Consider the following 24982-nt stretch of genomic DNA (forward strand, 5'->3'; position numbering starts at 1 on the left):
TATGTTCAAGAGAGCATCGGTCGATACCCTTCGAGACAAAGCGAGGGCGAAAACTCGCTGTATGATTGTCCGCTACAAAGATAGCTGGTCGAAGATAGACAGGATATTACATTTGTTTTAAATTTTTACACTACCTAATTTTTTTTTCTCCGGCTCGCTTTATCGGAAAGATTGTCTTACTTTTGTTCCACATCTGTACACAACCGACCGATGAGCGACACGATAGTCATACAAACGACCGACGACGGGGTGCCTACCCTCTACCTGCCCGGGCTGGACGAGCACTACCACTCGACCAAAGGGGCCCTGACCGAGGCGCGCCACGTCTACATCGACATGGCTCTGCGGGCCCGGGACAAACGCAATATCGACCTGCTCGAGGTGGGATTCGGCACCGGCCTGAATGCCTGGCTCACCCTGCTCGAGGCCCAGGAGCGAGGATTGCACATCCGCTACACCGCATTTGAGCTCTATCCGCTCGACCCCGAGGTTGCCGACCGACTCGACTATCCCGCCCGCATCGCCCCGCAACAGAGCCCGGCCTTTGCCCGGCTGCACCGCTGCGAGTGGGACCGCCCGGTCGAAATTGCTCCGAACTTCACCCTGCTCAAACGTCACGCCGACCTCACCCGCACCCCGGTCGATGGGCTCTACGACGTGGTCTACTTCGACGCCTTCGCCCCCGAGAAACAGCCCGAGATGTGGAGCGAGTCGATATTCCGCACCCTCTACGACCATCTGGCTCCCGGCGGCATACTCACCACCTACTGCGCCAAGGGCGAAATCAGGCGACGGTTGCAGTCCATCGGCTTCACCGTCGAGCGACTGCCGGGCCCACCCCACGGCAAGCGGGAGATATTGCGAGCCAGCAAACCTAACGGACCTACTCATAAATAGCCTCGGCCACCGAGACACTCAACTCATCTCCTACTCCCACCCGTTGCAACAGGATATGATAGCTCTCGTCGGTCTCATCGAACGAGGTGACCGTGAGTCCCACCCGGGTAAACTGCTCGACCTGCTCGGCTACGGGGAGTAGCTTGCGCGAAAAGACCTGCGAGACAAGTCGCTCGTGTATCTGGTTGAGATGTCGACGCCCTTGCGCATGAGCAATGAGCAGACGCCCGCCGCAACGCAGATTGTCGGTTACCAACCGGGCTATCGTGTCGACCGGATAACGAAAATGTGGAAAAACCGAATAGAGCAGAATGGCATCGAAGCGACCGGCCAACCGGTCACGCTCCACATCGGCCTGAATAAAATGTACACCTTCGCCGGCATAGCGCAACGAAGCCTCATGCAACATCTTGGCCGAACTGTCTACGGCCACAATCGGCACATAGGAGCCTACCCGTTCACGAATATAGGGTATCATCACACCTGTACCCGTACCTACATCGAGCACCGTCTCGCCCTGCGAAAGCCTCAAGAGCGACAGCAACGACGCTATTTTTGCGGCATCGGGGCGACTGGTGCGGTCCCACACGCCGGCCATCTCGTCGAAGAAATTCATATTGCCTCCTTTCTCTCGAGACACGAGCCAAGGTAGTCGCACCACGCGTCGAGCCCCGTTCCTCGAGTGGCCGATGTTTCAAAAAACCGAATATCTGCGTTGATTTTCAAGGCATTCTCTTTCAGCCGGTCTATACGACTATCGACATAGGGCAACAAATCGATCTTGTTGATTACACAGATGTCGGCCCCAGCAAACATATAGGGATACTTCAGCGGCTTGTCGTCGCCCTCGGTTACACTCAGCAAGACAACCCGCAGATGCTCACCCAAATCGAACATGGCGGGGCAGACCAGATTACCTACATTCTCGATAAAGAGCAGCGAGTCGGAGACTTGCAGCTCGTCGAACGCCTCGGCCACCATGCGGGCATCGAGGTGACAACCGTTGTGGGTATTGATTTGGACGGCGGGAACACCCAGTCGACGGATACGGCCGGCATCGTTGTCGGTATGTTGGTCGCCCTCGATAACTGCCACTCGCCGGAATCCCCGCTCGTCCAGACGGACGAGGGTCTGTTCCAGCAATGCGGTCTTGCCCGATCCCGGCGAACTGACCAGATTGATGGCCACACACCCCATCGAACTCCAGCGAGCCCGATTTTGCCGGGCCACCCGATTGTTGTCACTCAATATATCCTGCTCTACGGCAATATCGACCGCCGTGTCGTGCCCATGAGGCAACCCCCGACGGTGCATCTCTTCGTGGCTCATCTCCCGATGGCCACAACCACAAGTGGTACACATAGTTTTATTGTTTTGTTTTTAAGGTTTATCTTCATCAGACTCGACCGTCAACGACGTGAGGCGAAACTCTTGCCCGGCCTCCAACCGGGTATCGTAGCCACCGCATTGCGGACAAGGCGCATAGAGCGATGCGGGAGCGAAAACAGCACCGCAAGCCCGGCATCGCGAACGGGGCGACACCCGGGTGAGTGCCACCCGGGCACCGGCATAGTCACTGCGATCGAGTACCATCTGCAGGGCATAGGCAAAAGCCTCACTATCGACCCCCGACAGCTCGCCCACCGTCACCTCGACGGTTCGTAGCGTACCGCCGCCATGCCGGCACAACTCGCTACCGACCAACTCGACCACACTGCAAGCCAACGACAATTCGTGCATAACGTCACCCTCTTCAATCGGTTTTCAAAATCGCACTCCGCTCCAGCCACGCCGCAGCGACAGCCATCTGCCCCACGGCAATACCGGCATCGTTGCATGGCACGAGAGCCGGCAAATAGGGCTGCAACCCTACTTGACGCAACAGGGCCATCAGCCGATTGGTCAAGAGCCTGTTTTGTAAAACACCTCCCGAGAGAACCACCCGCGACAGTTTCTGCCGGGCAGCCTGCCGGGCCACCTCGGCACACCACATGGCGGCGTAGGTGTTGTGAAAGGCCATGGCTATCTCACCCCGGGATACGCCGTTACGCAGGTCGTTCACCATAGCCACCACCAGCCACGAGATATCGAGAGGATTATTATGGTCGAAGAGATAGACCTTCGTCACCGACTCGTCGGCCAACTGCTCCAGCTTCTGCGGAGCCTCGGCCTGATAGCGGTTGTAATCGGCTACTCCCAGAAGCGAAGCCACGGCATCGAAGAGCCGGCCCGCACCCGAACTCAGCGGGGTGTTGATACGGCGGGCTATCAGGCGACTTATCAGTTTGATACGGTCGGCTCCTACCCGTTCCACGAAATCGGGAGGCAAAGGCATCGCCTCGCCGTAGAGCGAATAGAGCAGCGACACGGCCATGCGCCACGGTTCACGGGCAGCCACATCGCCTCCCGGCATAGGCAAATAGGGCTGATGCGAAAGACGGCGGTATCGGGTACGCGAGCAGCGCAACAGCTCCCCGCCCCAAATCGTACAGTCGTCGCCATAACCCGTGCCGTCGAGACACAAGGCCAACACCTCGCCCTCGAGGTCATACTCGACCATCACGGCCACGGCATGAGCGTGGTGGTGTTGTACCCGATAGAGGGGTATATGCTGCTCGGCGGCATACCGTTCGCCCCACATCGTAGCCGCATAGTCGGGGTGCAGGTCGCACACCACACAGTGGGGTGTGAAACGAAACAGCGTGGCAAAATGCGAAAACGACTCTTCGAAAAAGGCAAGATTCTCGCGACAAGACAACTCGCCAATGTACTGCCCCAGCAGAATATCGTCGTGTTTGCCCACGGCAAAACTCGAAACCTGCTCGGCCCCCACGGCCAGAATGCCTTCGGTGGGTTGCAGGTTGTGCAACGGTTCGGGCGTATACCCCCGGGCCCGACGCACGGGACGGCACAAGCCGTCATACTCGCACACCACCGAATCGTCTATCCGGTTGTAAATCTCGCGATTGTACGACACCACCAGTTCTACTTGCGAGTCGAACTGGTCATGAGCCTCACCATCGGCAATGACAATAGGATTTCCGCTCAGGTTGGCACTGGTAACAACCATACGCCGCAACCGGGGGGCCGCCTCGAACAGGTCGTAATGAATGGCCATATAGGGCAAAAGTGCTCCCAATGAGCGATACCCCTCGTTGAGCCAGGAGGCATGGTGAGCCCGTTCGTGCGACACGACGATGGGACGGCGCCACGAAGTCAGGGCCCGACGCTCCTCGTCGGTGAGGGCCAGGTCGTCGGTGGCGGTAGCCTCGTCGCGATACATCACGGCCAACGGTTTGGCGTACCTCCCCTTCAACTTGCGCAGGCGGGCCACCGCCTGCGCATTGTCGGCATCGCACAACAAGTTGTACCCGCCCATGCTCTTCAGGGCAACCAGTCCACCGCCCGACAGGGTCGATGCCACACGCTCTACCAGACGACGGTAGTCGCGCTCCAGCTCTCCGCTCGAGTCGCGCAGCGTATACACGGGGCCACAACGATTGCAGGCAATAGGCTGGGCGTGAAACCGGCGGTCGTTCACATCGGCATATTCGCGGCGACAGGTGTCGCACAGTTCGAAGTCGCTCATGGTGGTCACCCCACGGTCGTAGGGCAGAGCCTTGATGATAGTAAAGCGGGGTCCGCAGTGAGTACAGTTGATAAAGGGATAATCGATACGGTGGGGCTGTCGACGACGGTCTTGCAAACACTCGGGACAGATGGCTATATCGGGGCTAATGCGGGTAATCTCGCTGCCGTCGCTGCGACTGGGAGCAATCTCGAAGCAATCGTACGTCGTAGTAGCCGGAAGAGTCTCGACATCGATTCGCTCGATGGTAGCGACTGCCGGAGCCGCTTCGGGCAACGCCCTCACGAAACAATCTTTCTGCTCCTCGGTCGCCTGCAATACAACGAGTACACCGTCGTTGCTGTTATCTACATAGCCGTGTAAACCCATTTCGGTAGCCAGGCGATAGACGCAGGGGCGGAATCCCACACCCTGTACAAGCCCCCTGACATGTATGTGATACTGATTCATCTGCAAATGTTTTTTTCAGACTCCTCCTTAAACAATCGAGGCCGGTAAGTTGTTCATGGGGCATACTCGAAAAAACGAACGAACATGTGTCTGGCTATTCCCGGGAAGATTGTCGCCATCGACAACTCACCCACCCTGCGTATGGCAACCGTCGATTTCGGCGGCGTGTACAAAGAGATTTGCATTCAATATACCGACGTCTCGACAGGCGACTACATCCTGGCCCACGCCGGTATGGCCATTGCCCGGCTCGACCGGGAGGAGGCCGAAGCCACCTTGGCCGACTTCGAAACACTGGCCCGTCACCTGAACCCCGAGAGCCATGTGGTATGACAGCCCCTTCCGGGATCCCCGCAACCTCACTGCCCTGCTTCGGGCCATCCGGCAGGAGGCCGTACAGCCGATCCGCATCATGGAGGTGTGCGGCGGACAGACCTATGCCCTGTCGCGCTACCGCATCGAAGAGCTGTTGCCCGATACCGTACGGATGATTCACGGCCCGGGCTGCCCCGTATGTGTCACCCCGGCCGAGACCGTAGCTCAGGCGCTGGCCATAGCCCGCATGCCCGACACGATACTCTGCACCTTCGGCGACATGATGCGTGTGCCCGATACCGAGGGCATCAGCCTGCAACATCTGCGTACCGAAGGGCACGACATCCGCATCGTCTACTCACCGCTCGACGCTCTGAAGATTGCCCGCGAGAACCGGCACCGACAAGTGGTATTTCTGGCTGTCGGCTTCGAGACCACTACCCCGCTCTACACCCTGCTGCTGAGTGAAACCATCGCCGACAGACGTGATAACCTCTCGCTGCTCACTTCGCTCTTCACCCTGCCCGCTGCAATCGAACAGCTGGCCCGCGATCCCGAATGCCGTATCGACGCCCTGCTCGCGGCCGGACACGTCTGCTCGATTACCGGCCTCGAAGAGTACCGGCAACTGGCCCGGCAGACGGGACGTCCCATCGTCGTTACCGGCTTCGAACCGGCCGATCTGCTCTACGGCATCTACCGGGCCGTACAACTCCGGGCCCGGAGAGAGACCCGGGTCGTCAACGCCTACCCTCGGGCTGTCGCCCCTCAGGGCAACGTGCGTGCCCGCCGCGAGACAACCCGCTATTTTACCCCTTGCGATGCCCGTTGGCGAGGGTTGGGAACCATTGCCGGCAGCGGGTTGAAACTGCGCCCAGCCTATGAACAATATGAGGCACGAAACCGTTTTCACTGTGCGATACAAAACTCTGCCGACACCTCGCCCTGCCGGGCCGGAGAAATCATGAAGGGACAGATTTCGCCCTGCGAATGTCCGCTCTTCGGTCGAGGCTGCACCCCCGACTCCCCGCTGGGCCCCTCGATGGTATCGAGCGAAGGTGCCTGCGCCGCATTTTACCGCTACCGAACCGCTTAAAAAAAAGAAGAATATGAATATACCCGATTGCCCTCTACCCACGCAGCCCAACGACTGCATTACCCTGGCTCACGGCGGGGGCGGACGCATGACCGGCCGGCTCATCGAGACCCTCTTCTATCCGGCCTTTGCCAACCGCTGGCTCGAGCAGGCTCACGACGGAGCCACCCTCACCATCGCCTCACCTCGCATAGCGTTCACCACCGACTCGTTTGTGGTGTCGCCCCTCTTTTTCCCCGGAGGTAACATTGGCGACCTGGCCGTAAACGGCACGGTAAACGACCTGCTCTGCTGTGGAGCGACGCCGCTCTACCTCTCGGCCGCCTTCATCCTGGAAGAGGGATTGCCCCTCGACACTCTGCGGAAAGTCGTGGAAGCCATGCACCAGGCTGCCTTACGAGCCGGAGTGTCGATTGTCACCGGCGACACCAAAGTGGTGGAGCATGGCAAATGCGACGGACTCTACATCAACACCTCGGGCATAGGCGTCGTACCCGGCAATATCGAAATAGGCCTTCACCGAGTGAAGAAAGGCGATGCCATAATCGTGACCGGCCCGATAGGCAATCACGGGGTGTCGATTCTCTCCACGCGCGAAAATCTGGGATTCGAGACGACCATCGAGAGCGACACGGCCGCCCTCACCCACATCGTGTCGAACCTGCTGGCCGGAGTCCCCGACGTGCACATGCTGCGCGACCCCACCCGGGGAGGCCTGTCGAGCACCCTCAACGAGATAGCCGAGGGGGCCGGCGTAACCATCACCCTCGACGAAGAGGCTCTGCCCATTGCCCCGTCGGTACGGGCGGCCTGCGACCTGCTGGGGCTCGATCCCCTTTATGTGGCCAACGAAGGCATTCTGCTCGTATTCCTGCCCGACGAGTATAGCGAACAGGCCCTGCGCCTCATCCACAACGACCCGCACGGGAAGGAGGCCCGCCTCATCGGCCACGTGACCGACGACCGTCGGCCCGAAGTACTACTGCAACTTGCCCTGGGGCAAACCCGGGTTCTCGATATGCTGAGCGGTGAGCAACTGCCGCGCATTTGTTGAAACGACCAAACACCTATCTGTCATGGGAAAAGAAAAAACATTCTACCAAGAGCTGAAGGCGAAGGGTTATACCCGCCGCCAGTTTCTCAAATTCTGCGGCATCATGGGAGCCATGCTGGGACTGCAGCAAAGCGGTCTGGCCCAGGTGGTCGATGCCCTGCAGTCCAAGCCCCGCAAACCGGTACTCTGGTTTCACTTTCAGGAGTGCACCTGCTGCAGCGAGTCGTTTCTGCGCTCGTCGCATCCGCTCGTGGGGCAAATTCTGCTCGAGATGATTTCGCTCGACTACTCCGACACCCTCATGGCGGCCAGCGGCTTCCAGGCCGAAGCCGTGCGCGACCGCTCCATGAAAGCCAACTGGGGCAAATACATTATGATTGTCGAAGGTTCCATACCCTTGGGCAATCCCGGCTACTGCACCATTGCCGGCCGTTCGGCCAAAGAGATTTTCGACGAGGCCGCCCAAGGAGCGAGCGCCATCATCGCCTGGGGCAACTGTGCCTCGTCGGGCTGCGTGCAGGGTGCCTATCCCAATCCCACCGATACGAAACCCGTGCATAAAATCATATCGGGCAAACCGGTCATCAACGTGCAGGGCTGTCCGCCCATCGCCGATGTCATGGCCGGAGTCATCACCTACATCCTCACCTTCGATCGGCTGCCCGAGCTCGATGCCATGGGGCGACCCGTCACCTTCTACGGACGCCGCATACACGACACCTGTTACCGCCGGCCGGCCTTCGATGCCGGACTCTTTGTCGAAGCCTTCGACGACGAGAATGCCAAGAAGGGGTATTGCCTCTACAAGATGGGGTGCAAGGGCCCCAACACCTTCAACTCGTGTGCCGTCATCAAATGGAACGAGGGGGTAAGCTATCCCATCCAGTCGGGACACGGCTGCATCGGTTGTGCCGAACCCGGATTCTGGGATGCCGAACCCCTGTATCACCACCTGCCCGATGTCAACGGATTCGGCATCGAAGCCACAGCCGACCAGATAGGACTGGGGCTCACCGCCGTAGCTGCGGCCGGTGTGGCGGCTCATGCCGTTGTAACCAATATACAGAAACGTAAACTCATTAAAAACCAGATGGACAACGACGAACCCAACCGCGAGGCTTTCGCCGCCGACGAACGGCAAATCGAGCAACAGGAGAGAACTCTCGAACGGAAGGCGCACCACCTGGAACAGGAGAAAGACTAACCGCTAAAAACACCGAACCATGACCAAACGAATTGTTGTAGATCCCATCACCCGAATCGAAGGCCACCTGCGCATCGAGGCCGACATCGAAGGGGGCGTCATCACCGACGCCTTCAGCTCGGGCACCATGATACGCGGCATCGAGATTATTGTCAAAGACCGCGACCCCCGCGACGTGTGGGCCTATGTAGGGCGCGTGTGCGGCGTATGCACCTCGATACACTCGCTCTGTTCGGTACGGGCGGTCGAGAATGCCCTCGGCATCGTCGTACCCCCCAATGCCGAGCAGGTGCGCAACCTCATGCAGTCGGCCGTAACCATACAGGACCATGTGACCCACTTCTACCAGTTACAGGCTCTCGACTGGGTCGATGTGATGTCGGCCTTGAAAGCCGATCCCCGCAAAGCGGCCGAGGTGACCCAAAGCCTCTCGCCCTGGCCCAAGAACTCGATAGGTTACTTTGTCGAGATACAGGAACGCATCGAGCGGTTCATCGAGACCAGCCGCTTCAGCATCTTCTCCAACGGCTACTGGGGACACCCCGCCTACAAACTGCCGCCCGAGGTCAACCTCGTGGCTCTGGCTCACTATCTCGAGGCTCTCGACGTGCAAAAGGAGATGGTGAAGATACAGACTATCTTCGGCGGAAAGAACCCGCACCCCAACTTCCTGGTGGGAGGTATGGCCTGTGCCATCAACATCAACGACCCCAACGCCCTCAACATGGAGCGGCTCAACTACGTAGCCCAGATTATCGAACGCACTCAGACCTTCGTGCAACAGGTATACCTGCCCGACGTGCTGGCCATCCTCTCCTACTATCCCGAGTGGACCCGCATCGGTGGAGGCCTGCACAACTACATCGCCTACGGCGACTACCCCATGGGGCACTACGGCGAATTGTCGACCTACAAGAGCCCCCGAGGTATCGTCGTCGACCGTGACCTGTCGCGGGTTGTCGAGTTCGACCCTTGGGCCATGGACGGTCTGCTCGAGTTTGTGAACAACTCGTGGTACTCCTATTCGCAGGGCAAGGAGGTGGGCCTGCACCCCTCGGTAGGCGAAACGCATCTCGACTACACCGGAGCCACACCCCCCTACCAGTACCTCGATCGCGACCAGCCTTACAGCTGGATAAAAACCCCCCGCTACAAAGGCATGCCCATGGAGACAGGTCCCCTGGCCCGCAACATCGTGGCACACGCCTGCGGCGACGAAACCTACCGAGCCATCACCACCCGATGTCTCGACCAGCTGGGAGTCGGCTACGAAGCCATGTACTCCACCGCAGGTCGCACCCTGGCCCGAGCCATCGAAGCCAGTCTGCTGGCCGACTGGCAAACCGACTTCTACACTGCCCTGCTGCAAAATATCAAGAACGGCGACTACCGCATGTTCAACGGGGTCAAGTGGGAACCCCGCACCTGGCCCGAGACGGCACAGGGCGTAGGCCTCACCGAGGCTCCCCGCGGCTCGCTGGCCCACTATGTAAACATCAAGGATGGTAAAGTGTCGAACTACCAGATGATTGTGCCCACCACCTGGAACGCTTCGCCCCGCGATACTCGCGGCCAACGGTCGGCCTTCGAGGCTTCGCTCATCGGCACCCCGGTCGCCGACCCGCAAACTCCGCTCGAAATCATACGCACCATACACTCGTTCGACCCTTGTATGGCCTGCGCCGTACATCTCTACGACGAGCGGGGCGAACACATACACCGCTGTGAACTGATATAACGATAACCTCAAAAAAAAGAAACTGTTATGATAAGCCGTCGAAAATCCTTACGCGAGATATACGTCTGGGAGTTACCCGTGCGTATCTTCCACTGGGCCAATGCAGTCGCCATTGTCGTACTGTGTGTGACCGGTTACCTCATAGGCAATCCACCGGCCATCCAGCACGCCACGCCCCCCGAGGCCAACTACTGGTTTGGCTGGGTACGGTTTATCCATTTCGTAGCCGCCTTTGTCTTTATCCTCAACTTTCTCGTACGCCTCTACTGGGCCTTTGCCGGCAACTCGTTTGCACGCTGGAACAACTACCTGCCCCTCACCCGAAAGCAGTGGCGGGGCATACGCGACACGACCAAGGTCGACGTGCTGCTACTCTCGCCCAAACCCCTCTACGACATCGGACACAACAGCCTGGCCGCCTTTACCTACTTCGGGGTATTCGTGCTGTTTATCATCCAGACTGTCACCGGTCTGGCCATGTTCTGCGTATCGACCAACAACGTGATGGAGCTCTTCTTCTCGTGGATACTCCAACTATGCGGCGGATTCTTCGTCGTGCGGCAGATTCACCACCTGGCCATGTGGGCCTTTATCCTCTTCTCCATAGCACACATCTATCTGGTCTTCTACCACGACTACATCGAGCGCAACGGCATCGCCTCATCGATTATCGGCGGGTGGAAGTTCATCCGGGAAGATTTGGCCGAGGAGTATGAAACCGAGCAAAACCAGCAACAACAGATACACCGACAAAAAGAAGAGATAAGCCATGAAACGAAACGAAAATAGGCCCCGCCAAACGGCCCCCGACAGCGAACCTATCCTCGTGCTGGGGATAGGAAACCTCGTGCTCAACGACGAGGGGATAGGCATACACATCGTACATACCCTCAGCCAAATGGAGATGCCTCGCGGCGTCGATGTCCTCGACGGGGGGACCGGGGGACTGGCCCTGCTGGAGACGTTGCAAAGCTATCCTCGCATCATTCTCGTAGATGCAGCCCTCGACAACCGTCCGGTCGGGACCATACGAAGACTCTCTCCCCGATATTCCCGCGACTACCCGCCCCTGCTGAGCGCCCACGAAATAGGACTGAAAGAAATGATCGACGCCATGCTGCTCCTGGGTGAGGCTCCGCAAATCGAACTGCTGGCCGTGAGCGTGCGCAACTGCCACAGCCTGGGCATGCACCTCTCGCCCGAAATCAGGAGAGCCATTCCCCAGATTCTGCAACTGGTCTTCGAGATTATCAAAGACCTGCGTCACGGCCGCTATTCGATTACGCTGGGATAATGCGTAATCGCACTCGCCCGCACCCGCAAGACAACGACTCTCACTCCGGTACGCCGCGCTTTTTTCGGTTCAAAAATTGGGTCCATTTGTATCGTCGTGACAAAAAAATTGTGTAATTTGGCTCCCCGAAATCCAATAAAACACATTCATCACTTATGAAAACCAAACACACCCTTCTGCTCGCCTTGTGCCTGCTCCTGTCGGCAGCACTTCAGGCTCAAAACGACACCGTAAAGATACTGGCCATCGGCAACAGCTTTGCCGATGACGGCATCGAGTACCTCGACGAGGTAGCCCGCTCGGCCGGGAAACATATCATCGTGGCCAACACCTACATAGGCGGATGCTCCATCGAGCGCCACCTCGACAACGCCCGCCACGACCGCCCCGCCTATCACTACCGCAAAAATGTCGACGGTCAATACTCCGAAGAACGTGGCACAACCCTACTCGAAGCCCTAAAAGACGAGGAGTGGGACTACATCGTATTCCAGCAGGTGAGCTCCCTGGCCGGGCAGTACAGCACCTACTTCCCCGACCTGGCCGAACTCATGGACTACGTTCGTGCCCATGCGACCAACCCCCACGTACAATATGCCCTGCAGCAGACCTGGGCCTACGCCAAGAACTCGACACACCCGGGATTCTTCCGCTATGGTAAGAACCAGCAGGCCATGTACGACGACGTGGTATTCTCCTACGACCAGGTGGCCAAGCGTCAGCACATAACCATCGTTATCCCCACCGGCACCGCCATACAGAATGCCCGCAGCAGCAGCCTGGGCGACACCCTCTGCCGCGACGGCTACCACCTGAACCTGAAGTATGGCCGCTACACGGCTGCCTGCACCTGGTTCGAGACCTTCTTCGGCGAATCGTCGATTGGCATCGCCTATCGCCCCGACGGAGTTACCGAGCAACAGGCCGCCATTGCCCAGCACGCCGCCCACGCCGCCATACTCTGCCCCACGGCCGTCACCGACATGTCGAACTATTAACCCCCTACCCGTACAACCATGAAAACAACCGATATACGGATGGCCTTCCTGCTGGCTCTGCTGCTCGTTCTCCCGCTGCAGGGCCAGGCCCAAGAGGAGCACAAAGCGAACCCCGGCAGCCCCCAAGCCACCGCACTCTACCCCAAAGCCCCGAACACAATCCGGCTCGTCAGCTACAACGTGGGGGCATTCACCAAATACACCTCGGGCAGCTACGCCTCGATAGCCCGGATGATGCTGGAGCTCGATGCCGACGCCGTGGCCTTGCAAGAGCTCGACAGCTGCACCTCCCGCACGGGCGGCATCTTCCAGATAGACCGTCTGGCCCGCCTCATGAAGTGGCACTATGCCTATGCCCCCGCCATGCCCTACCGGGGTGGCTCGTACGGTATCGGGGTGGTGTGCCGCAATCGCATCGGCCACCACTACACCATCGCCTTGCCGCCGGGCGGCGAACCTCGCACCGTGGCGGTTGTCGAGCTCGACGACTGCATCGTAGCCTCGACCCACCTCGACCTGCAGGCCGAGACCCAGGTGCGTGAAGCCGAATACATCAACCGAATCTTTACCGAACGATACGGCGAGAGCAACAAGCCGGTATTCCTGCTGGGCGACCTGAACGCACAGCCCGATTCGCAGACCCTGCAGACCCTCAAGCAGCACTGGACGGTGCTCTCGGTCGAGGGCAACACCTACTCGTCGCGCAAGCCGGAGATGTGCATCGACTACGTGTTGCAACTGAACAACGGCGTGCCCTGCCGGGTGACCGACTCGCAAATCGCCACCCGATTCCACTCGGGCGACGTCACCCAGGCATCGGACCACCTGCCCCTCTATGTCGATGTAGAGCTACTCCCCACCGAGTAGCCCGACATCGGGGGGGAGCGCGACCGCTCCGGGCCATTTCGTCCGCCCGAGGGGCCATTTCATACACTCCACCCCGCGGTTGATACATTCGCGACCGATTCGTTTGTCCCGAAAAAAATTCTTCTTTACATTTGTTCTCGACGAAAGAGAGATGTCTGACTACCTCATCATATCGACTTCGACCGATCTGGTGCGCATCGCACAAGACCGCATCATCTATATCTCGTCGGACGGGAACTACTCTACCTTGATTCTGGCCGACGGGGAGGCCCGATTAGTGACCTACCAGTTGGGGCAAATCGAGAAACTCATTGCCGAACAACTGGGCAGTTCGTCGGGCAAAGCCTTCATCAGAATAGGAAAGCAACTGATTATCAACCGCAGGTATATCTACTACATCAACCTGCCCAAACAGCAGTTAATCTTGTCGGACAACAGCTCGAACAAATATACGGTGACGCCCTCACGCGAGGCGCTCAAACAGTTGAAAGAACTCGTTGAATCGGAAAGGGAATAAAAGATGACAGACTTCAAAGACAATATCAGAGACGACGAAATACGGATTATCGGTGACTCGGGAGCCACGGCCCCCAACGATCCCCAAAACGACAGCCGATGGTTGCGCTGGGTGATTGCCATCGTTATCCTCATCGGGGTGGTCATTGCGCTGCTTCTGCTGCTCTCGCCCGGGAATGAGGCACCCGAGACCGACGAAGAGAACATCTCCTACTTCGAGCAGCAACCCTCCACGACCACGGTGCCCGAGCCCCGGGTGGTCGACCGGCTGGGCTCCTGCCCCGACACCCTCGCCACGCCCTACACCCAGACAATCGACACCACCATCAACGACATCCCACTGCGCATCCACATTCCCCACGGGGCCGTCCCCTCGCTGCAGGTAGGAGCTCTGGACGAACGGGATTCGTCGATTATCTTCGTAGCCCAGGCCGCCGACATCCGTCGCGACAACCGTAAAATCGTGGGAGCCTTCGTGCTCAAGGGCGAACCCCTGGCCTGGGGCAAAGCCAAAATCGGCTACTGTGCCATCATACACGACACCATCACCGTAGGCGTGGCCGAAAACTCCCCGCTCTTCGAGCGAGCCACCGAGACCGGCGGCTACTTCTTCCGCCAATATCCGCTCGTCGACAACGGCAAACTGGTCGACAACGAACCCAAAAACAAATCGATACGCCGCTCGCTGTGCGACCGCAACGGCGAAATCATGGTTGTCGAGACCCTCTCGAACGAGTCGTTCCACGACTTCGCCCAGGCCCTCGAGGACCTCGACGTCACCCACGCCATCTACCTGGTAGGCAGCCTCTCCTACGGCTGGAGCACCGATGCCCAAGGGCAGCGCCACACCTTCGGCCGCAAGTCGTACCGCATGCCCGCCAACACCAGCTACATCCTCTGGCGCAAACGCTAATCCGCACCACCCCGCACCCCTTGTATCAAATGCCAGGCGACGGCCCATTTCATACACCCCCCTTTCACCGACTTTTCCATCGGTCATCTTTTTATCATCTTTGTGTCACGACGACAGGATTCGGCCCGGCATAAAGCGCCACCCCGTTTGCGCTTTTGCCCCCCTTCGCTATTCCGGTAAATAAAAATCGGCCGGGGGTAGATAGAAATCATCCACCTCACGCCTCTATATCAACAAACGACTGAGAAAACAGGCCCGACCTGCCCACCCCGGTCACAACCGGCACGGCACACGGGCTATAAAAAAGGGGACTGAGCGACAACTCACGCAACGTCTATTCATAAAAAAGAGTCCAGAGGGGACCTCGACTCGAACTCGAGGATGTTACACTTATCCTACCTGTTTACGCCCCCCATTCCACCGGGGGCCCTCGTTCGAGTCAACAGCGGGGTGCGCACTCCACACGGGGTCGCACCCCCGCTTTATCGATAGGGAATAAAACAAGATAGCCATCAGCCGATTCCCCTTTTGCTACTCCCTCGACGGGCCTATATGCCCTCTTGGGAGGGCACCGAAGAGGAGACTCAAATGAGCCGCAAAGCAACTCTTCTTTGAGCCGGACAACAACTCTGCCCGTTCTTTTCCGTCATACCTTTGCAACCGTAAGACAAACAAATCGGAAAGTGATGAAACGGATACTATTCATAAACGGAAGCCCCAACCGTAGCGGCAATACCGCCGCAATGGCCTAACGGATGCTCGCAGAGACGAAGTATAAAACACTGAACCTGGTCGATTACAAGATTTATCCTCTGGGGCAATCTTTCGACGACGATCAATTCGACGAAGTCATGCAGCAGATGCTGGAAGCCGATGTGCTCGTCATGGGCAGTCCCGTCTATTGGCACTCCATGACGGGGCAATTCCGCACGCTGCTCGACCACATCTACGAAACACCCCTGAAACATCGGTTGAGCGGGAAAGAGCTCTACTTCATCTTCCAGGGTGCAGCCCCGTCAACAGCCATGCTCGAGGCGGGTAACTACACGATGAACATCTTCTGTCGCCTGTTCGGCCTGCACTACCGGGGCATGGTCAGCCACAGAAGTGAAGCAGAAAAATTACGGATAACCTTATAATATGAATATCAATCGAATTATGGAGAAGAAGACAATCGTAGTGGTAGGAGCCGGACAGGGTCTAGGCAACCACGTAGCCAAACGGTTTGGAAAAGAAGGATTTCGGGTGGTGCTGATGGCACGCAACAGCGAGGCCTTAAAAGAGTATGAACAAGAGTTCACCGCCGAAGGTATTGAAGCGAATGCCTTCGTGGCCGATGCCGAGCGACCGGAAACTTTGACGGAGGCATTTGCCCAAATGAAGCAGCAATTCGGTACGCCCGATGTTCTCGTATACAACGTAGGTATCACAGCACCCGACGGACCGGGACGGATGGACAACTCGGAACTGCTGCGCCGTTACCAAGTGGACGTGGCAAGTGCCTACCACTGCATCGGCCAGGTAGCAAACGAGGAGTTCGGCCAAAAGAAGGGCACCATCATACTGACCGGCGGCGGACTGGCTCTCTTCCCAAGCGCGGCTTACCTCCCCCTGTCGCTCGACAAAGCTGCACTCCGGGCCATGGCCCATGCCCTGCACGAGGAGCTGAAGGCGCAAGGCATTTTTGTAGGTACCGTGACGGTATGCGGAGCCATCGGTGGTGACGGATTTTTTGCCCCCTCACGCATAGCCGAGAGCTATTGGAAGATGTACAACGAACGCGGCGAATGCGAGACGGTCTACGCCGAAACAAACTCATGAGAAAGGAGGTTGCGATGAACACCCGAAAACTGAGAGACCTGGAAGTCTCCGCCATCGGCATGGGTTGCATGGGTTTCAGCACGGCATACGGCAAGATTCCCGAAGAAAAAGAGTCGATTCGACTGATGCGCAAGGCTCACGACATGGGATGCACCTTCTACGACACGGCCGAAATATATGCCACCTACCGCAACGAAGAACTGGTGGGGAAAGCCTTGAAACCTATCCGTAACGAAATTGTACTGAGCACCAAGTATTCGCCGGCAGCCCTCATGGGGCAAGAGCACATATCCGGGGGAAAGCTCAGCCGAAACGGAGTACGCTTTGCCATTGAAAGCAGCCTGAAACGATTGCAGACAGACCACGTAGAGCTGTACTATGCACACCGCGTACCCGAGGAAGCCGATGTGGAGGAGATGGCAGAGTGGTTCGGCGAACTTATCCGCGAAGGCAAAATCCTGGCCTGGGGCGTATCGGAGGCTACCGCCGAGCAGGTGCGTAAAGCCAACGCCGTAACGCCGCTCACCGCCGTGCAAAGCGAATATTCCATGATGGCCCGCCAGTGGGAAACCGATGTGATTCCGCTTTGTCGGGAGCTGGGGATAGGCTTTGTGGCTTACTCTCCGATGGCTGGAGGATTGCTCAGCGGCAAATATACCGCACAACAGCATTACGAGGGCGACGACATACGCCGGGTTATTTCGCGTTACAAACCCGAAAACGTGACGGCCAACCAGCCAATCATAAATCTGGTCACACAATATACACAGGCCAAAGGTTGTACACCGGCACAAATAGCCCTGGCCTGGGTAATGAAGCAGACACACATCGTGCCCATCCCCGGCATGCGGAGCGATGCTCGCATCCAGGAAAACTTGAGCGCAGCCGAGGTCTGGCTCACCCATGAGGAATACGCCACCCTCACCGCCGAACTGGACAAGCTGAACGTATATGGAAACCGCACCGATGAGCAGATTGCAGAACTGGGAGAACTGCGCACCAGACTATACGGCAGTTCGGGAGTACACAAATCGTAATAACTCTTTTTGACATGGGCTTTTTATCCATAGCTTTATTGATGGGCGTGCTCGTCCCCATACAGACAGCGGCAAACGCACGGATGCGAGCGAGCATAGGACAGGTTTGGGTGGTGACACTCATCTCATTCCTGGTCTCCTCGCTGCTGCTGGCGGTGATTTCATCCTCCCTGGGAATACCGTTGCTGCCATCAGCAGGGCAAATTGCCGATACCCCCTGGTGGGGCTGGACGGGAGGCCTCATTGCCTTGTGTACCATCACCATAACCATCTGCCTGTTCCGGGCAATTGGGCAATTGCAGACCACCATTCTTCCCCTGCTGGGGCAACTCCTGTTCAGTCTGGTCATAGACCATTTCGGACTCTTCGGGTCAGTGCGCATTCCGTTTTCGACCCTGCGCATGGTGGCCATGCTCCTGCTGGTTGTGGGGGTACTGCTGGTCGTGGTCATACCGAATTTGAGGAAGAAAGAAACGACACACGCCGCAAGTCGGCACACCCTGCTCTGGCAACTTTCGGCCATCATAGCAGGCTGTCTCATGGCCTCCATCGGGGCTATATACGGCCGGCTGGGTCTCTGCCTCGAATCGGCAGTACAGGCATCCACCCTATCGTTTTTCATCGCAACCACTGTGATTGCGGTCTTCTGCATCGGGAGCGGCAAACTGGGCCGTATGCGCATGGCCTTCAAAAAAGAGAATCCGTGGTGGATGTGGCTGGGCGGCATATGCGGTGCCATCGCCGTGTTTGGCAATTCATGGCTGATACCACAGATTGGAGCAGGCGCATTTTTCATGGCCCTGCTGCTCGGGCAGATGCTACTTAGCCTTCTGATGGAAAAATACGGTTGGATGGGATCGGTACAGAAACAGATTTCGTACCTCCAGCTTGCCGGCGTGGCACTCATGATAGCAGGCGTGGCCATCATAAGAATATAAGAACAAACCCGATAACCACATTTTTAGTGTTGACTTGATTTGCAAAACAACGAGACTGCATCTTGACAACAAGACACCCCCGTAACCGGCGCAGGTTCCGGCATCGGGCGAGAGACGTCTATGCCGTTTCCAACTGCACGACCAGGAGAAAAGTTTGTTCACTCGACGATAAACACTTAAATTTACACCGTCATGCTAAAAGAGTCACAAGTTTATAACTACTGGAACATCGTATACAGCTGCTTCGTGCCGCACGAGATGCTGTCGGAATACCGCATGCCCGTCCACGTCCTCATCTACGTCTACTCGGGCGAGATGGTGGTCGACGACAACGGACACACCCTGAAGGTAGGCAAAGGAAACTACGTCTTCATCAAGCGGAACCACCAGGTAAAACTGCTGAAACACACCGCCGGCGGCACACCCTACAAAGCCATCAGCATCCGTTTCGAGCGCAATTTCCTGCGCAACTTCTTCAGCACGTTAGACAAGACGACCCTATCTAAAGAGGTGAAACGATTCCGCGAATCGGCCCTCCTGCTGCCCCAGACTCCAGCCCTGCAAAGCCTGTTCCTGTCGCTCCTCCCCTACACCGATGCCAACCTCAAACCAAAGGACGAAATCATCCGCTTGAAGATGCAAGAGGCCCTCTATTGCCTGCTCGATACGGACGATCGCTTCTACCCCACGTTGTTCGACTTCAACGAGTCGTGGAAGATCGACCTGCTCTCTTTCATGGAGGTAAATTTCACACAAGACATGACACTCGACGAGTTCGCCACCTACACCGGGCGCAGCCTTGCCACCTTCAAGCGCGACTTCGCCAAAGTGAGCGACCTCTCGCCCGAGAAATGGCTCATCCGCAAACGCCTCGAAAAAGCCTACGAGCTGTTAGCCCAAGGCGACACCAAACCCTCCGATGTATACGTAGCGGTAGGTTTCAAGAACCGCTCGCACTTCTTCAGTGCATTCAAGCGTCAGTTCGGGGTACCCCCGGGAGAGGTCAAGGCAGTCCGTCCTTGAATGCTATAGACAAACCGGTCACCACAATACTTTACTCGACCAGTTCCAAAAGAATATGTATCATTCTCTTTTCGAACTGGTCTTGCCATTCTGCCGTTTTTTGCGTGTCGGGGGAAAACAAAAAATCCCGATTTCGCTTGGAAATCAGGATTTTACTGTCTTTTGCTTTTCTTCAAAGTGGTGCCACCAGGAATCGTAATCTAACGATAAGTGGCTGAATATCTTTGATGTATCTTTCAGCTAAAGAAGTAATCTCCCGCTATTGCTCCACCGGATTCTTGCAATATTTTGCAGTGTCTTGCGGAGTCGATTTCCTATTATAGTACAAAGGTAACGCTTTATTTTGAAATACAAGCAGATGCCATGTGTTTTTGCTCCACCTTGGTGTGGGATTCCAACCGATTTATTTTTTATTCAAATTACCAAGCATATCAATAAGCAAAGATATACCATCTACCATAGTCATTGTTTCATGTTTGGCTATTTGTTTGTTGCATTCCTCAATTTGCCGTTGGCACTCCAAAGCTAAATCATATTCTCCTTGTGTGCATTCTCCTATGATTCTAGCTTTGTACACAATATAGTTGCATATTTGTGATAACTCCACAATCATAGATCGGAAACGAGCAACTTGAGTTATGTTATATGCTAAAGAAGCACCTTCAACAATCATTTTTGCTTTCTCATCTTTTAATGTAGCTACTTTTGCCGTAAGAAAGGCTAAATCAATTGCATTATTCATATTATAATATCACTTTATTTCTTGTTTAATCTTTTAACCTCTTTGTCGAAATCACTTTCAAGCATATCCATTTCTCGCTTGCGGTATATCTCAAATTCCTTTTCAGCTTTTTCTATGGCTTGTTTATGTGAAATATTGCCTTTGCCAATCAGGATTTTTCGTTTGTGAGCTATAATCTGATTGTCAAGAGCTTCTATCCAATCCTTCATAGACATAGGGTTCATCTCCAATGCCTGGAATTCTGCAAAATCAAGAAATCCTGAAACTAACAGATTCAGTCGTTGCAGTTCTATTTCAGATAAATAGTTTTTCGCAATTTTTACATCATCTTTGGTTACGTAATTACCTTTGAAATTAGTCATTCCGACAAACGGTTTTTCATTGTCCACACGGTTGTATATTATCTCTGCAGCTGTATTCTCATGAACCGCATAATGCAGTTTGTTTTGCACGGTGGCGAAAAAAGTTTTAGTCATTTCACTACGAGGATCATAGTCCGTAGCTGTAGCATATATGTCCGTAACCTGCTGGTAAAAATTTCGTTCGCTACTGCGAATATCCCTGATACGCTGCAATAACTCTCGGAAATAGCGGTTTCCTCCCTGTTTCAGCCGTTCATCGTCCATCGCAAAACCTTTCTGAATATATTCATGTAAACGTTGTGTCGCCCAACGCCGGAAGCGTGTTGCTATTTGAGACTGGACACGATATCCCAAAGCTATGACCATATCGAGATTATAATGGTCTATATTACGCCTTACTTGACGATTGCCTTCCTGACGAACTAACAAGAATTTCTTGTTAGTTGCTTCTGCTATAAGTTCTCCATCCTTGTAGATATTGTCTATATGCTGACTAATATTCTGTTGTGATGTGTCATATATCTCTGCTAACTGACTCTGTGTCAACCATAAGTCTTCATCGGCAAAGCGTACCGATACACGAGTTATTTCGTTATCGTCCTGATATAGGATTATTTTATTTTCTTCGTTCATAATTAATGATTATCTTTTTTCTTTGAATTTGATCGATAAAGCCTATCTGTAATTACTCCTCTAAATATATCTTCATTAAGAAATTCCAAGGTGCGATTCAACTCTACAACATTATTAGTTGGTAATACTAATTCGTTATTTTCATTAATTTGTGCATTCACTCCATATTTCCTTAAAAGATTGGCTCTTGTACGAGATGCCTTTCTCATAAAAGTTTCAATATTATCTGTATTGGATAATAATTTTATAAGTCGACGAGTTTTTATATTTGCAATATGTTTTATGTTTTCTGTATTTACATTGATTCCCTCTATATCTCCAAAGGATTCAATTTCTGTATTTGTGGCTTCGGTAACGAAATCTATCAATGAAAATATTTGATTTGCAATTGTATAACTTTGAAAATATAACCTTCCATTCTCGAATATAGCATGAACTTTATCCTCAACAATAAAAGCATTGTTATTCATTCTGGCAAAGACGTTTCCAAACTCAATTTGCAGAATCATTTTACGTTGTAACATATTTTTCTTATTAAAAGCCTGAAAATAAAATTTTCCGTCATCATAATAAAATATACTTTTAGGTGTGTCCTCGTTTATATTATATTCGGACATGTCTGCTTGATTATCTGGTATACGAGCAAAATCTTCTGGTAAGTTATAATTGACATACGTAATATTTTCTCCATTTCGGCTTACGATATTACCATCAAATTCATCCTCTTCTATACCTTCAGGTTTTAATACAGCACCACCGTTTATAAAAAGATTTCTAATATCGGCAATAATTTCTTCTCTCAGAGATATATATTTTACCGTATTGTCGTGCATCAATGCGTAAAATTGACTCATAGTTATTAATCATTAATAATTAAACCCATATAATCTGTTACTTCAACATACTTTTTGATTTCATTCTTATTTCTAATACATTTTTTAGAAATAAGAATATATGTGTTTTCTTCCGTATGAACCTCATAATAACGATACCCCCATATTGAACATAGTAAATTATAGTTATTGTTATTGTAACTTGCAATTGCAATAAAGCAACATTGAAGTATTATGCAGACAAATAACACCTTAAAATCAAGTTTATCTGCAAATATTGTCAGCCAAGGAATTATAGAAGAAATTACCTGCTCAGCACTATTTTGAGATAAATTTGAATATGATTGCACTCTAATGGTTTTACCTTCCTCGTGTTTATTGGACTTATTATAAAAGAATATTTTAATGCCTATAAAACATATTAGCATGAATATTAAGCTAAAATTTATACTCCACCATTCAAAGTTGGTAGGAATTTCATGTTTTTTTAACATGCTACCCCATAGTTGAAAATAATTCATACTGTCTTTTATAATACCAATTAAACCAAGTGACAAAAATGTTGGAGCCGTCACTGTAGCAGTAAATAAAGACTTGGAAATAAAGCTCGCCATTTATCTTTTCTATTATTTAAAGGATGAAAATAATTTGCTTATTTCCTCCTCTGTTTCAAATATGGGTGTTGCACCATATTCGCCATTAAGGTAACTATTCTGGAGCATTTTATCAAAACGCACATTATATAACTCGTCCATCCTTCCAAATGAACTTATACCACAATTGTCTTTCTTCATCAACCATATTTCATCTTTTCTAAATATCCGTTGATTCATTAGAGAACTTTCATGAGTCGTAAAAATTAGCTGACTGGAAACACCGTTTGAATATTTATAAAATAATAAAATTATTTGTTGAATAAGTGACGGATGCAAACTGCGTTCCATTTCATCAACCACAAAAACTTTTCCTCCTTGAATCAAATCTAAAATAAGTGGGATATAATCAAATAAACGCTTTGTTCCATCACTCTCATCACCAAGAGAGAAGAGTTCCACGTCTGCATCATCAATTTTTTTATGGACAGTCATCAACTTTTTGGCCTTAATTTCGCCATCAATCAAGTTTATTAAATATAGATTATCATCAAAACGTAATGTTCCAAATGCCTCATCTGTATTGGATTTCGATAAGTCTGTTTTAATCGCGCGTTGTAAATCTTGTGGAATTCCAAGTTTTTCAAATTGAACTTCTATTAATTTTACGCCATCTATACCTGTATTAAAGTATCTCAAGAGAGCTCCAAAACCGCGTTTCAGGTCGTTGTCGTCCACCGCTTTAAGTAGAACACCTTGTTTGTATGGTGTGTCAGGAAATATAATTTTAAGAGAATTCACGAACCATTCAATGACAGAGTCTAAATCCTTAATATTTGACACATTCTCATGAATATTACGGCTCATCACTTCATGGAGAAATAATTGCCTTTGTGGTGTTGCTTTTGCCAGAAATGATAAGAATTGTGATTCTTCTTCTTTAGGGTTGAGTTTTAGAAGGTATGAAATTTCAAATATGGATTTCTCAGTCTCCCTTTGGAAAATAACATACTCGCTGTTTTTATTTATTTGTTTAAGCCATTCTGAACTAATTTGTTCAGCGTTGTAACTAAAACCATATTCGTATTTTTTGTTATCACACAGTATGTGATAAATAATAGTTGTATCTTTCTTCTTATTTTCAGAGCTTAATCGAAACGGATAAAACTCTATTAAGTCATCTGTTCTTGTTCCTTTTAGAACAAGTTTTTTACCTAGTTCAATAGCTTTAACAAAGTTACTCTTTCCGCCGGCATTTGCTCCAAACATTGCGGCCGACTTCAACACCCACTGTCCTTTTATAGGTTCAGTTTTGTGATCTCTTTTTAAGGTACCCTTGTTGGGCTGAAGTGAAAATACTTCTCGATTTTTGAAAGAGAGAAAATTTTCAACTATAAATTGCTCTAACATATTTTACTTTACTGATTATATAATGAACTGGTGCAAATATAGTGATTTTTTCTCAATAATTCAAGTAGAATATCTGTTAAATACATATATAAGCATTGGTAAATGTGATTTTATCACATCTTATTTGCATAAACAAAGAAAAGTGCATATCTTTGCCATGTCAATTCGAAATTAAGACCCTGGCGAAAGGACCAGAGAGTTGACATTTAAGATATGAGTGGCTATTATTATGTAAACAAAATCGCCCAACCAACAGGAGAGCATGAAGTGCATATATCAAACTGTAGGTATTTGCCATTGGAGAAGAATCGAATTTACTTGGGTTATTTCTCCAATAGTGGAGATGCTATAAAAGCGGCTAGAAGCTACTATAGCAATGTTGATGGATGTTTCTATTGTTGTCCGGAATCACATAAAAGATAAAGATTGGTGATTTTAAGTAAGGTATGCAACGCCAAAGTGCACCGTAACGGAATCGGTAAGACACCGTATAGTTTTATAAAAACATTTCAAATATGGCAAGAACAGTAAAAAAAGGTAGAGATGCCAAAACTGGACAATTTGTTTCTATTTCCTATGCACAAAAACATCCCAGTACAACTGTGGTGGAAAAGGTTAAAGTTGGCCCAACAAAACATAGGAAATAATTATTAGGATGT

At 52.6% G+C, this 24982-nt stretch carries 27 protein-coding genes; 18 read left to right on the forward strand and 9 right to left on the reverse strand.

Features of this window, described 5'->3' with window-relative positions:
• Nucleotides 1-210 precede the first annotated feature (210 nt).
• Nucleotides 211-897, forward strand: coding sequence for a tRNA (5-methylaminomethyl-2-thiouridine)(34)-methyltransferase MnmD (gene mnmD, locus NW211_RS09555; RefSeq protein ID WP_241147818.1), 687 nt, complete (start codon nucleotides 211-213; stop codon nucleotides 895-897).
• Here the strand turns inward: mnmD and NW211_RS09560 are convergent.
• From NW211_RS09560 to hypF, 4 genes are read right to left on the reverse strand one after another with little or no spacing between them, the layout of a single operon-like run.
• Nucleotides 884-1513: a trans-aconitate 2-methyltransferase gene (locus tag NW211_RS09560; RefSeq protein WP_087408426.1), complete on the reverse strand. Its 630-nt coding sequence runs from the start codon at nucleotides 1511-1513 to the stop codon at nucleotides 884-886. The two genes, mnmD and NW211_RS09560, sit on opposite strands and share 14 nt — an antisense overlap.
• A complete protein-coding gene (gene hypB, locus NW211_RS09565; protein WP_087408425.1) occupies nucleotides 1510-2259 on the reverse strand; it encodes a hydrogenase nickel incorporation protein HypB in 750 nt (249 codons plus the stop codon). The genes NW211_RS09560 and hypB overlap by 4 nt, the downstream gene beginning before the upstream one ends.
• Before the next feature lie 18 nt (nucleotides 2260-2277).
• The gene (locus NW211_RS09570) at nucleotides 2278-2637 is read right to left on the reverse strand and encodes a hydrogenase maturation nickel metallochaperone HypA (RefSeq protein ID WP_087408424.1); all 360 of its coding nucleotides are present in this window, start codon (nucleotides 2635-2637) and stop codon (nucleotides 2278-2280) included.
• Between the two features lie 13 nt (nucleotides 2638-2650).
• On the reverse strand, nucleotides 2651-4936 hold the full coding sequence (gene hypF, locus NW211_RS09575; RefSeq protein ID WP_258327682.1) for a carbamoyltransferase HypF: 2286 nt from the start codon (nucleotides 4934-4936) through the stop codon (nucleotides 2651-2653).
• Nucleotides 4937-5020: 84 nt separating this feature from the next.
• Between hypF and NW211_RS09580 the strand changes: the two genes are divergently transcribed.
• From NW211_RS09580 to NW211_RS09655, 16 genes are all read left to right on the forward strand, one after another.
• Nucleotides 5021-5269, forward strand: coding sequence for a HypC/HybG/HupF family hydrogenase formation chaperone (locus NW211_RS09580; RefSeq protein ID WP_087408422.1), 249 nt, complete (start codon nucleotides 5021-5023; stop codon nucleotides 5267-5269).
• Complete coding sequence (gene hypD, locus NW211_RS09585) at nucleotides 5259-6347, forward strand: hydrogenase formation protein HypD (protein WP_087408421.1); 1089 nt, start codon at nucleotides 5259-5261, stop codon at nucleotides 6345-6347. The genes NW211_RS09580 and hypD overlap by 11 nt, the downstream gene beginning before the upstream one ends.
• A 13-nt stretch (nucleotides 6348-6360) precedes the next feature.
• A complete protein-coding gene (gene hypE / locus NW211_RS09590; RefSeq protein ID WP_258327683.1) occupies nucleotides 6361-7401 on the forward strand; it encodes a hydrogenase expression/formation protein HypE in 1041 nt (346 codons plus the stop codon).
• Between the two features lie 22 nt (nucleotides 7402-7423).
• Entirely contained in the window at nucleotides 7424-8605 is a 1182-nt protein-coding gene (locus NW211_RS09595) for a hydrogenase small subunit (RefSeq protein WP_087408419.1), read from the forward strand.
• Nucleotides 8606-8624: 19 nt separating this feature from the next.
• Nucleotides 8625-10343, forward strand: coding sequence for a nickel-dependent hydrogenase large subunit (locus NW211_RS09600; RefSeq protein WP_258327684.1), 1719 nt, complete (start codon nucleotides 8625-8627; stop codon nucleotides 10341-10343).
• 27 nt (nucleotides 10344-10370) lie between these two features.
• Complete coding sequence (gene cybH / locus NW211_RS09605; RefSeq protein WP_258327685.1) at nucleotides 10371-11132, forward strand: Ni/Fe-hydrogenase, b-type cytochrome subunit; 762 nt, start codon at nucleotides 10371-10373, stop codon at nucleotides 11130-11132.
• On the forward strand, nucleotides 11113-11637 hold the full coding sequence (locus tag NW211_RS09610; RefSeq protein ID WP_258327686.1) for a hydrogenase maturation protease: 525 nt from the start codon (nucleotides 11113-11115) through the stop codon (nucleotides 11635-11637). Before cybH ends, NW211_RS09610 begins: the two co-directional genes overlap by 20 nt.
• 155 nt (nucleotides 11638-11792) lie before the next feature.
• On the forward strand, nucleotides 11793-12635 hold the full coding sequence (locus NW211_RS09615; protein WP_258327687.1) for a DUF4886 domain-containing protein: 843 nt from the start codon (nucleotides 11793-11795) through the stop codon (nucleotides 12633-12635).
• 18 nt (nucleotides 12636-12653) lie between these two features.
• On the forward strand, nucleotides 12654-13502 hold the full coding sequence (locus NW211_RS09620) for an endonuclease/exonuclease/phosphatase family protein (protein WP_258327688.1): 849 nt from the start codon (nucleotides 12654-12656) through the stop codon (nucleotides 13500-13502).
• 151 nt (nucleotides 13503-13653) lie between these two features.
• Entirely contained in the window at nucleotides 13654-14019 is a 366-nt protein-coding gene (locus tag NW211_RS09625; protein WP_087408413.1) for a LytTR family DNA-binding domain-containing protein, read from the forward strand.
• Nucleotides 14020-14022: 3 nt separating this feature from the next.
• Nucleotides 14023-14931: a hypothetical protein gene (locus NW211_RS09630; protein ID WP_258327689.1), complete on the forward strand. Its 909-nt coding sequence runs from the start codon at nucleotides 14023-14025 to the stop codon at nucleotides 14929-14931.
• 755 nt (nucleotides 14932-15686) lie between these two features.
• Nucleotides 15687-16070: a flavodoxin family protein gene (locus tag NW211_RS09635; RefSeq protein WP_258327690.1), complete on the forward strand. Its 384-nt coding sequence runs from the start codon at nucleotides 15687-15689 to the stop codon at nucleotides 16068-16070.
• A gap of 1 nt (nucleotide 16071) precedes the next feature.
• Nucleotides 16072-16752 (forward strand): SDR family oxidoreductase, encoded by a 681-nt coding sequence (locus NW211_RS09640; RefSeq protein WP_258327691.1) that lies wholly within the window; start codon nucleotides 16072-16074, stop codon nucleotides 16750-16752.
• Nucleotides 16753-16766: 14 nt separating this feature from the next.
• Nucleotides 16767-17789, forward strand: a complete 1023-nt coding sequence (locus tag NW211_RS09645) for an aldo/keto reductase (protein ID WP_258327692.1) — start codon at nucleotides 16767-16769, stop codon at nucleotides 17787-17789.
• Between the two features lie 14 nt (nucleotides 17790-17803).
• Nucleotides 17804-18727 (forward strand): DMT family transporter, encoded by a 924-nt coding sequence (locus tag NW211_RS09650; RefSeq protein WP_258327693.1) that lies wholly within the window; start codon nucleotides 17804-17806, stop codon nucleotides 18725-18727.
• Nucleotides 18728-18919: 192 nt separating this feature from the next.
• Nucleotides 18920-19750: an AraC family transcriptional regulator gene (locus NW211_RS09655; RefSeq protein WP_258327694.1), complete on the forward strand. Its 831-nt coding sequence runs from the start codon at nucleotides 18920-18922 to the stop codon at nucleotides 19748-19750.
• Between the two features lie 403 nt (nucleotides 19751-20153).
• On the opposite strand, the gene NW211_RS09660 is transcribed toward NW211_RS09655, so the two are convergent.
• The 5 genes from NW211_RS09660 to NW211_RS09680 are packed head-to-tail and all read right to left on the reverse strand — an operon-like array spanning nucleotide 20154 to nucleotide 24323.
• Complete coding sequence (locus NW211_RS09660) at nucleotides 20154-20492, reverse strand: hypothetical protein (RefSeq protein WP_154577738.1); 339 nt, start codon at nucleotides 20490-20492, stop codon at nucleotides 20154-20156.
• Between the two features lie 14 nt (nucleotides 20493-20506).
• On the reverse strand, nucleotides 20507-21487 hold the full coding sequence (locus NW211_RS09665) for a virulence RhuM family protein (RefSeq protein WP_154577739.1): 981 nt from the start codon (nucleotides 21485-21487) through the stop codon (nucleotides 20507-20509).
• Between the two features lie 2 nt (nucleotides 21488-21489).
• Nucleotides 21490-22341, reverse strand: coding sequence for a hypothetical protein (locus tag NW211_RS09670; RefSeq protein ID WP_154577740.1), 852 nt, complete (start codon nucleotides 22339-22341; stop codon nucleotides 21490-21492).
• Between the two features lie 5 nt (nucleotides 22342-22346).
• Nucleotides 22347-22934 (reverse strand): hypothetical protein, encoded by a 588-nt coding sequence (locus tag NW211_RS09675; protein ID WP_154577741.1) that lies wholly within the window; start codon nucleotides 22932-22934, stop codon nucleotides 22347-22349.
• 12 nt (nucleotides 22935-22946) lie between these two features.
• Nucleotides 22947-24323: an ATP/GTP-binding protein gene (locus NW211_RS09680; RefSeq protein ID WP_154577742.1), complete on the reverse strand. Its 1377-nt coding sequence runs from the start codon at nucleotides 24321-24323 to the stop codon at nucleotides 22947-22949.
• Between the two features lie 515 nt (nucleotides 24324-24838).
• Here NW211_RS09680 and NW211_RS09685 point away from each other — a divergent pair.
• A complete protein-coding gene (locus tag NW211_RS09685; protein WP_258327695.1) occupies nucleotides 24839-24970 on the forward strand; it encodes a hypothetical protein in 132 nt (43 codons plus the stop codon).
• Nucleotides 24971-24982: the final 12 nt, after the last annotated feature.

The organism is Barnesiella sp. ET7 (assembly GCF_024733785.1).
Classification (GTDB): Bacteria; Bacteroidota; Bacteroidia; order Bacteroidales; family Barnesiellaceae; genus Barnesiella; species Barnesiella merdigallinarum.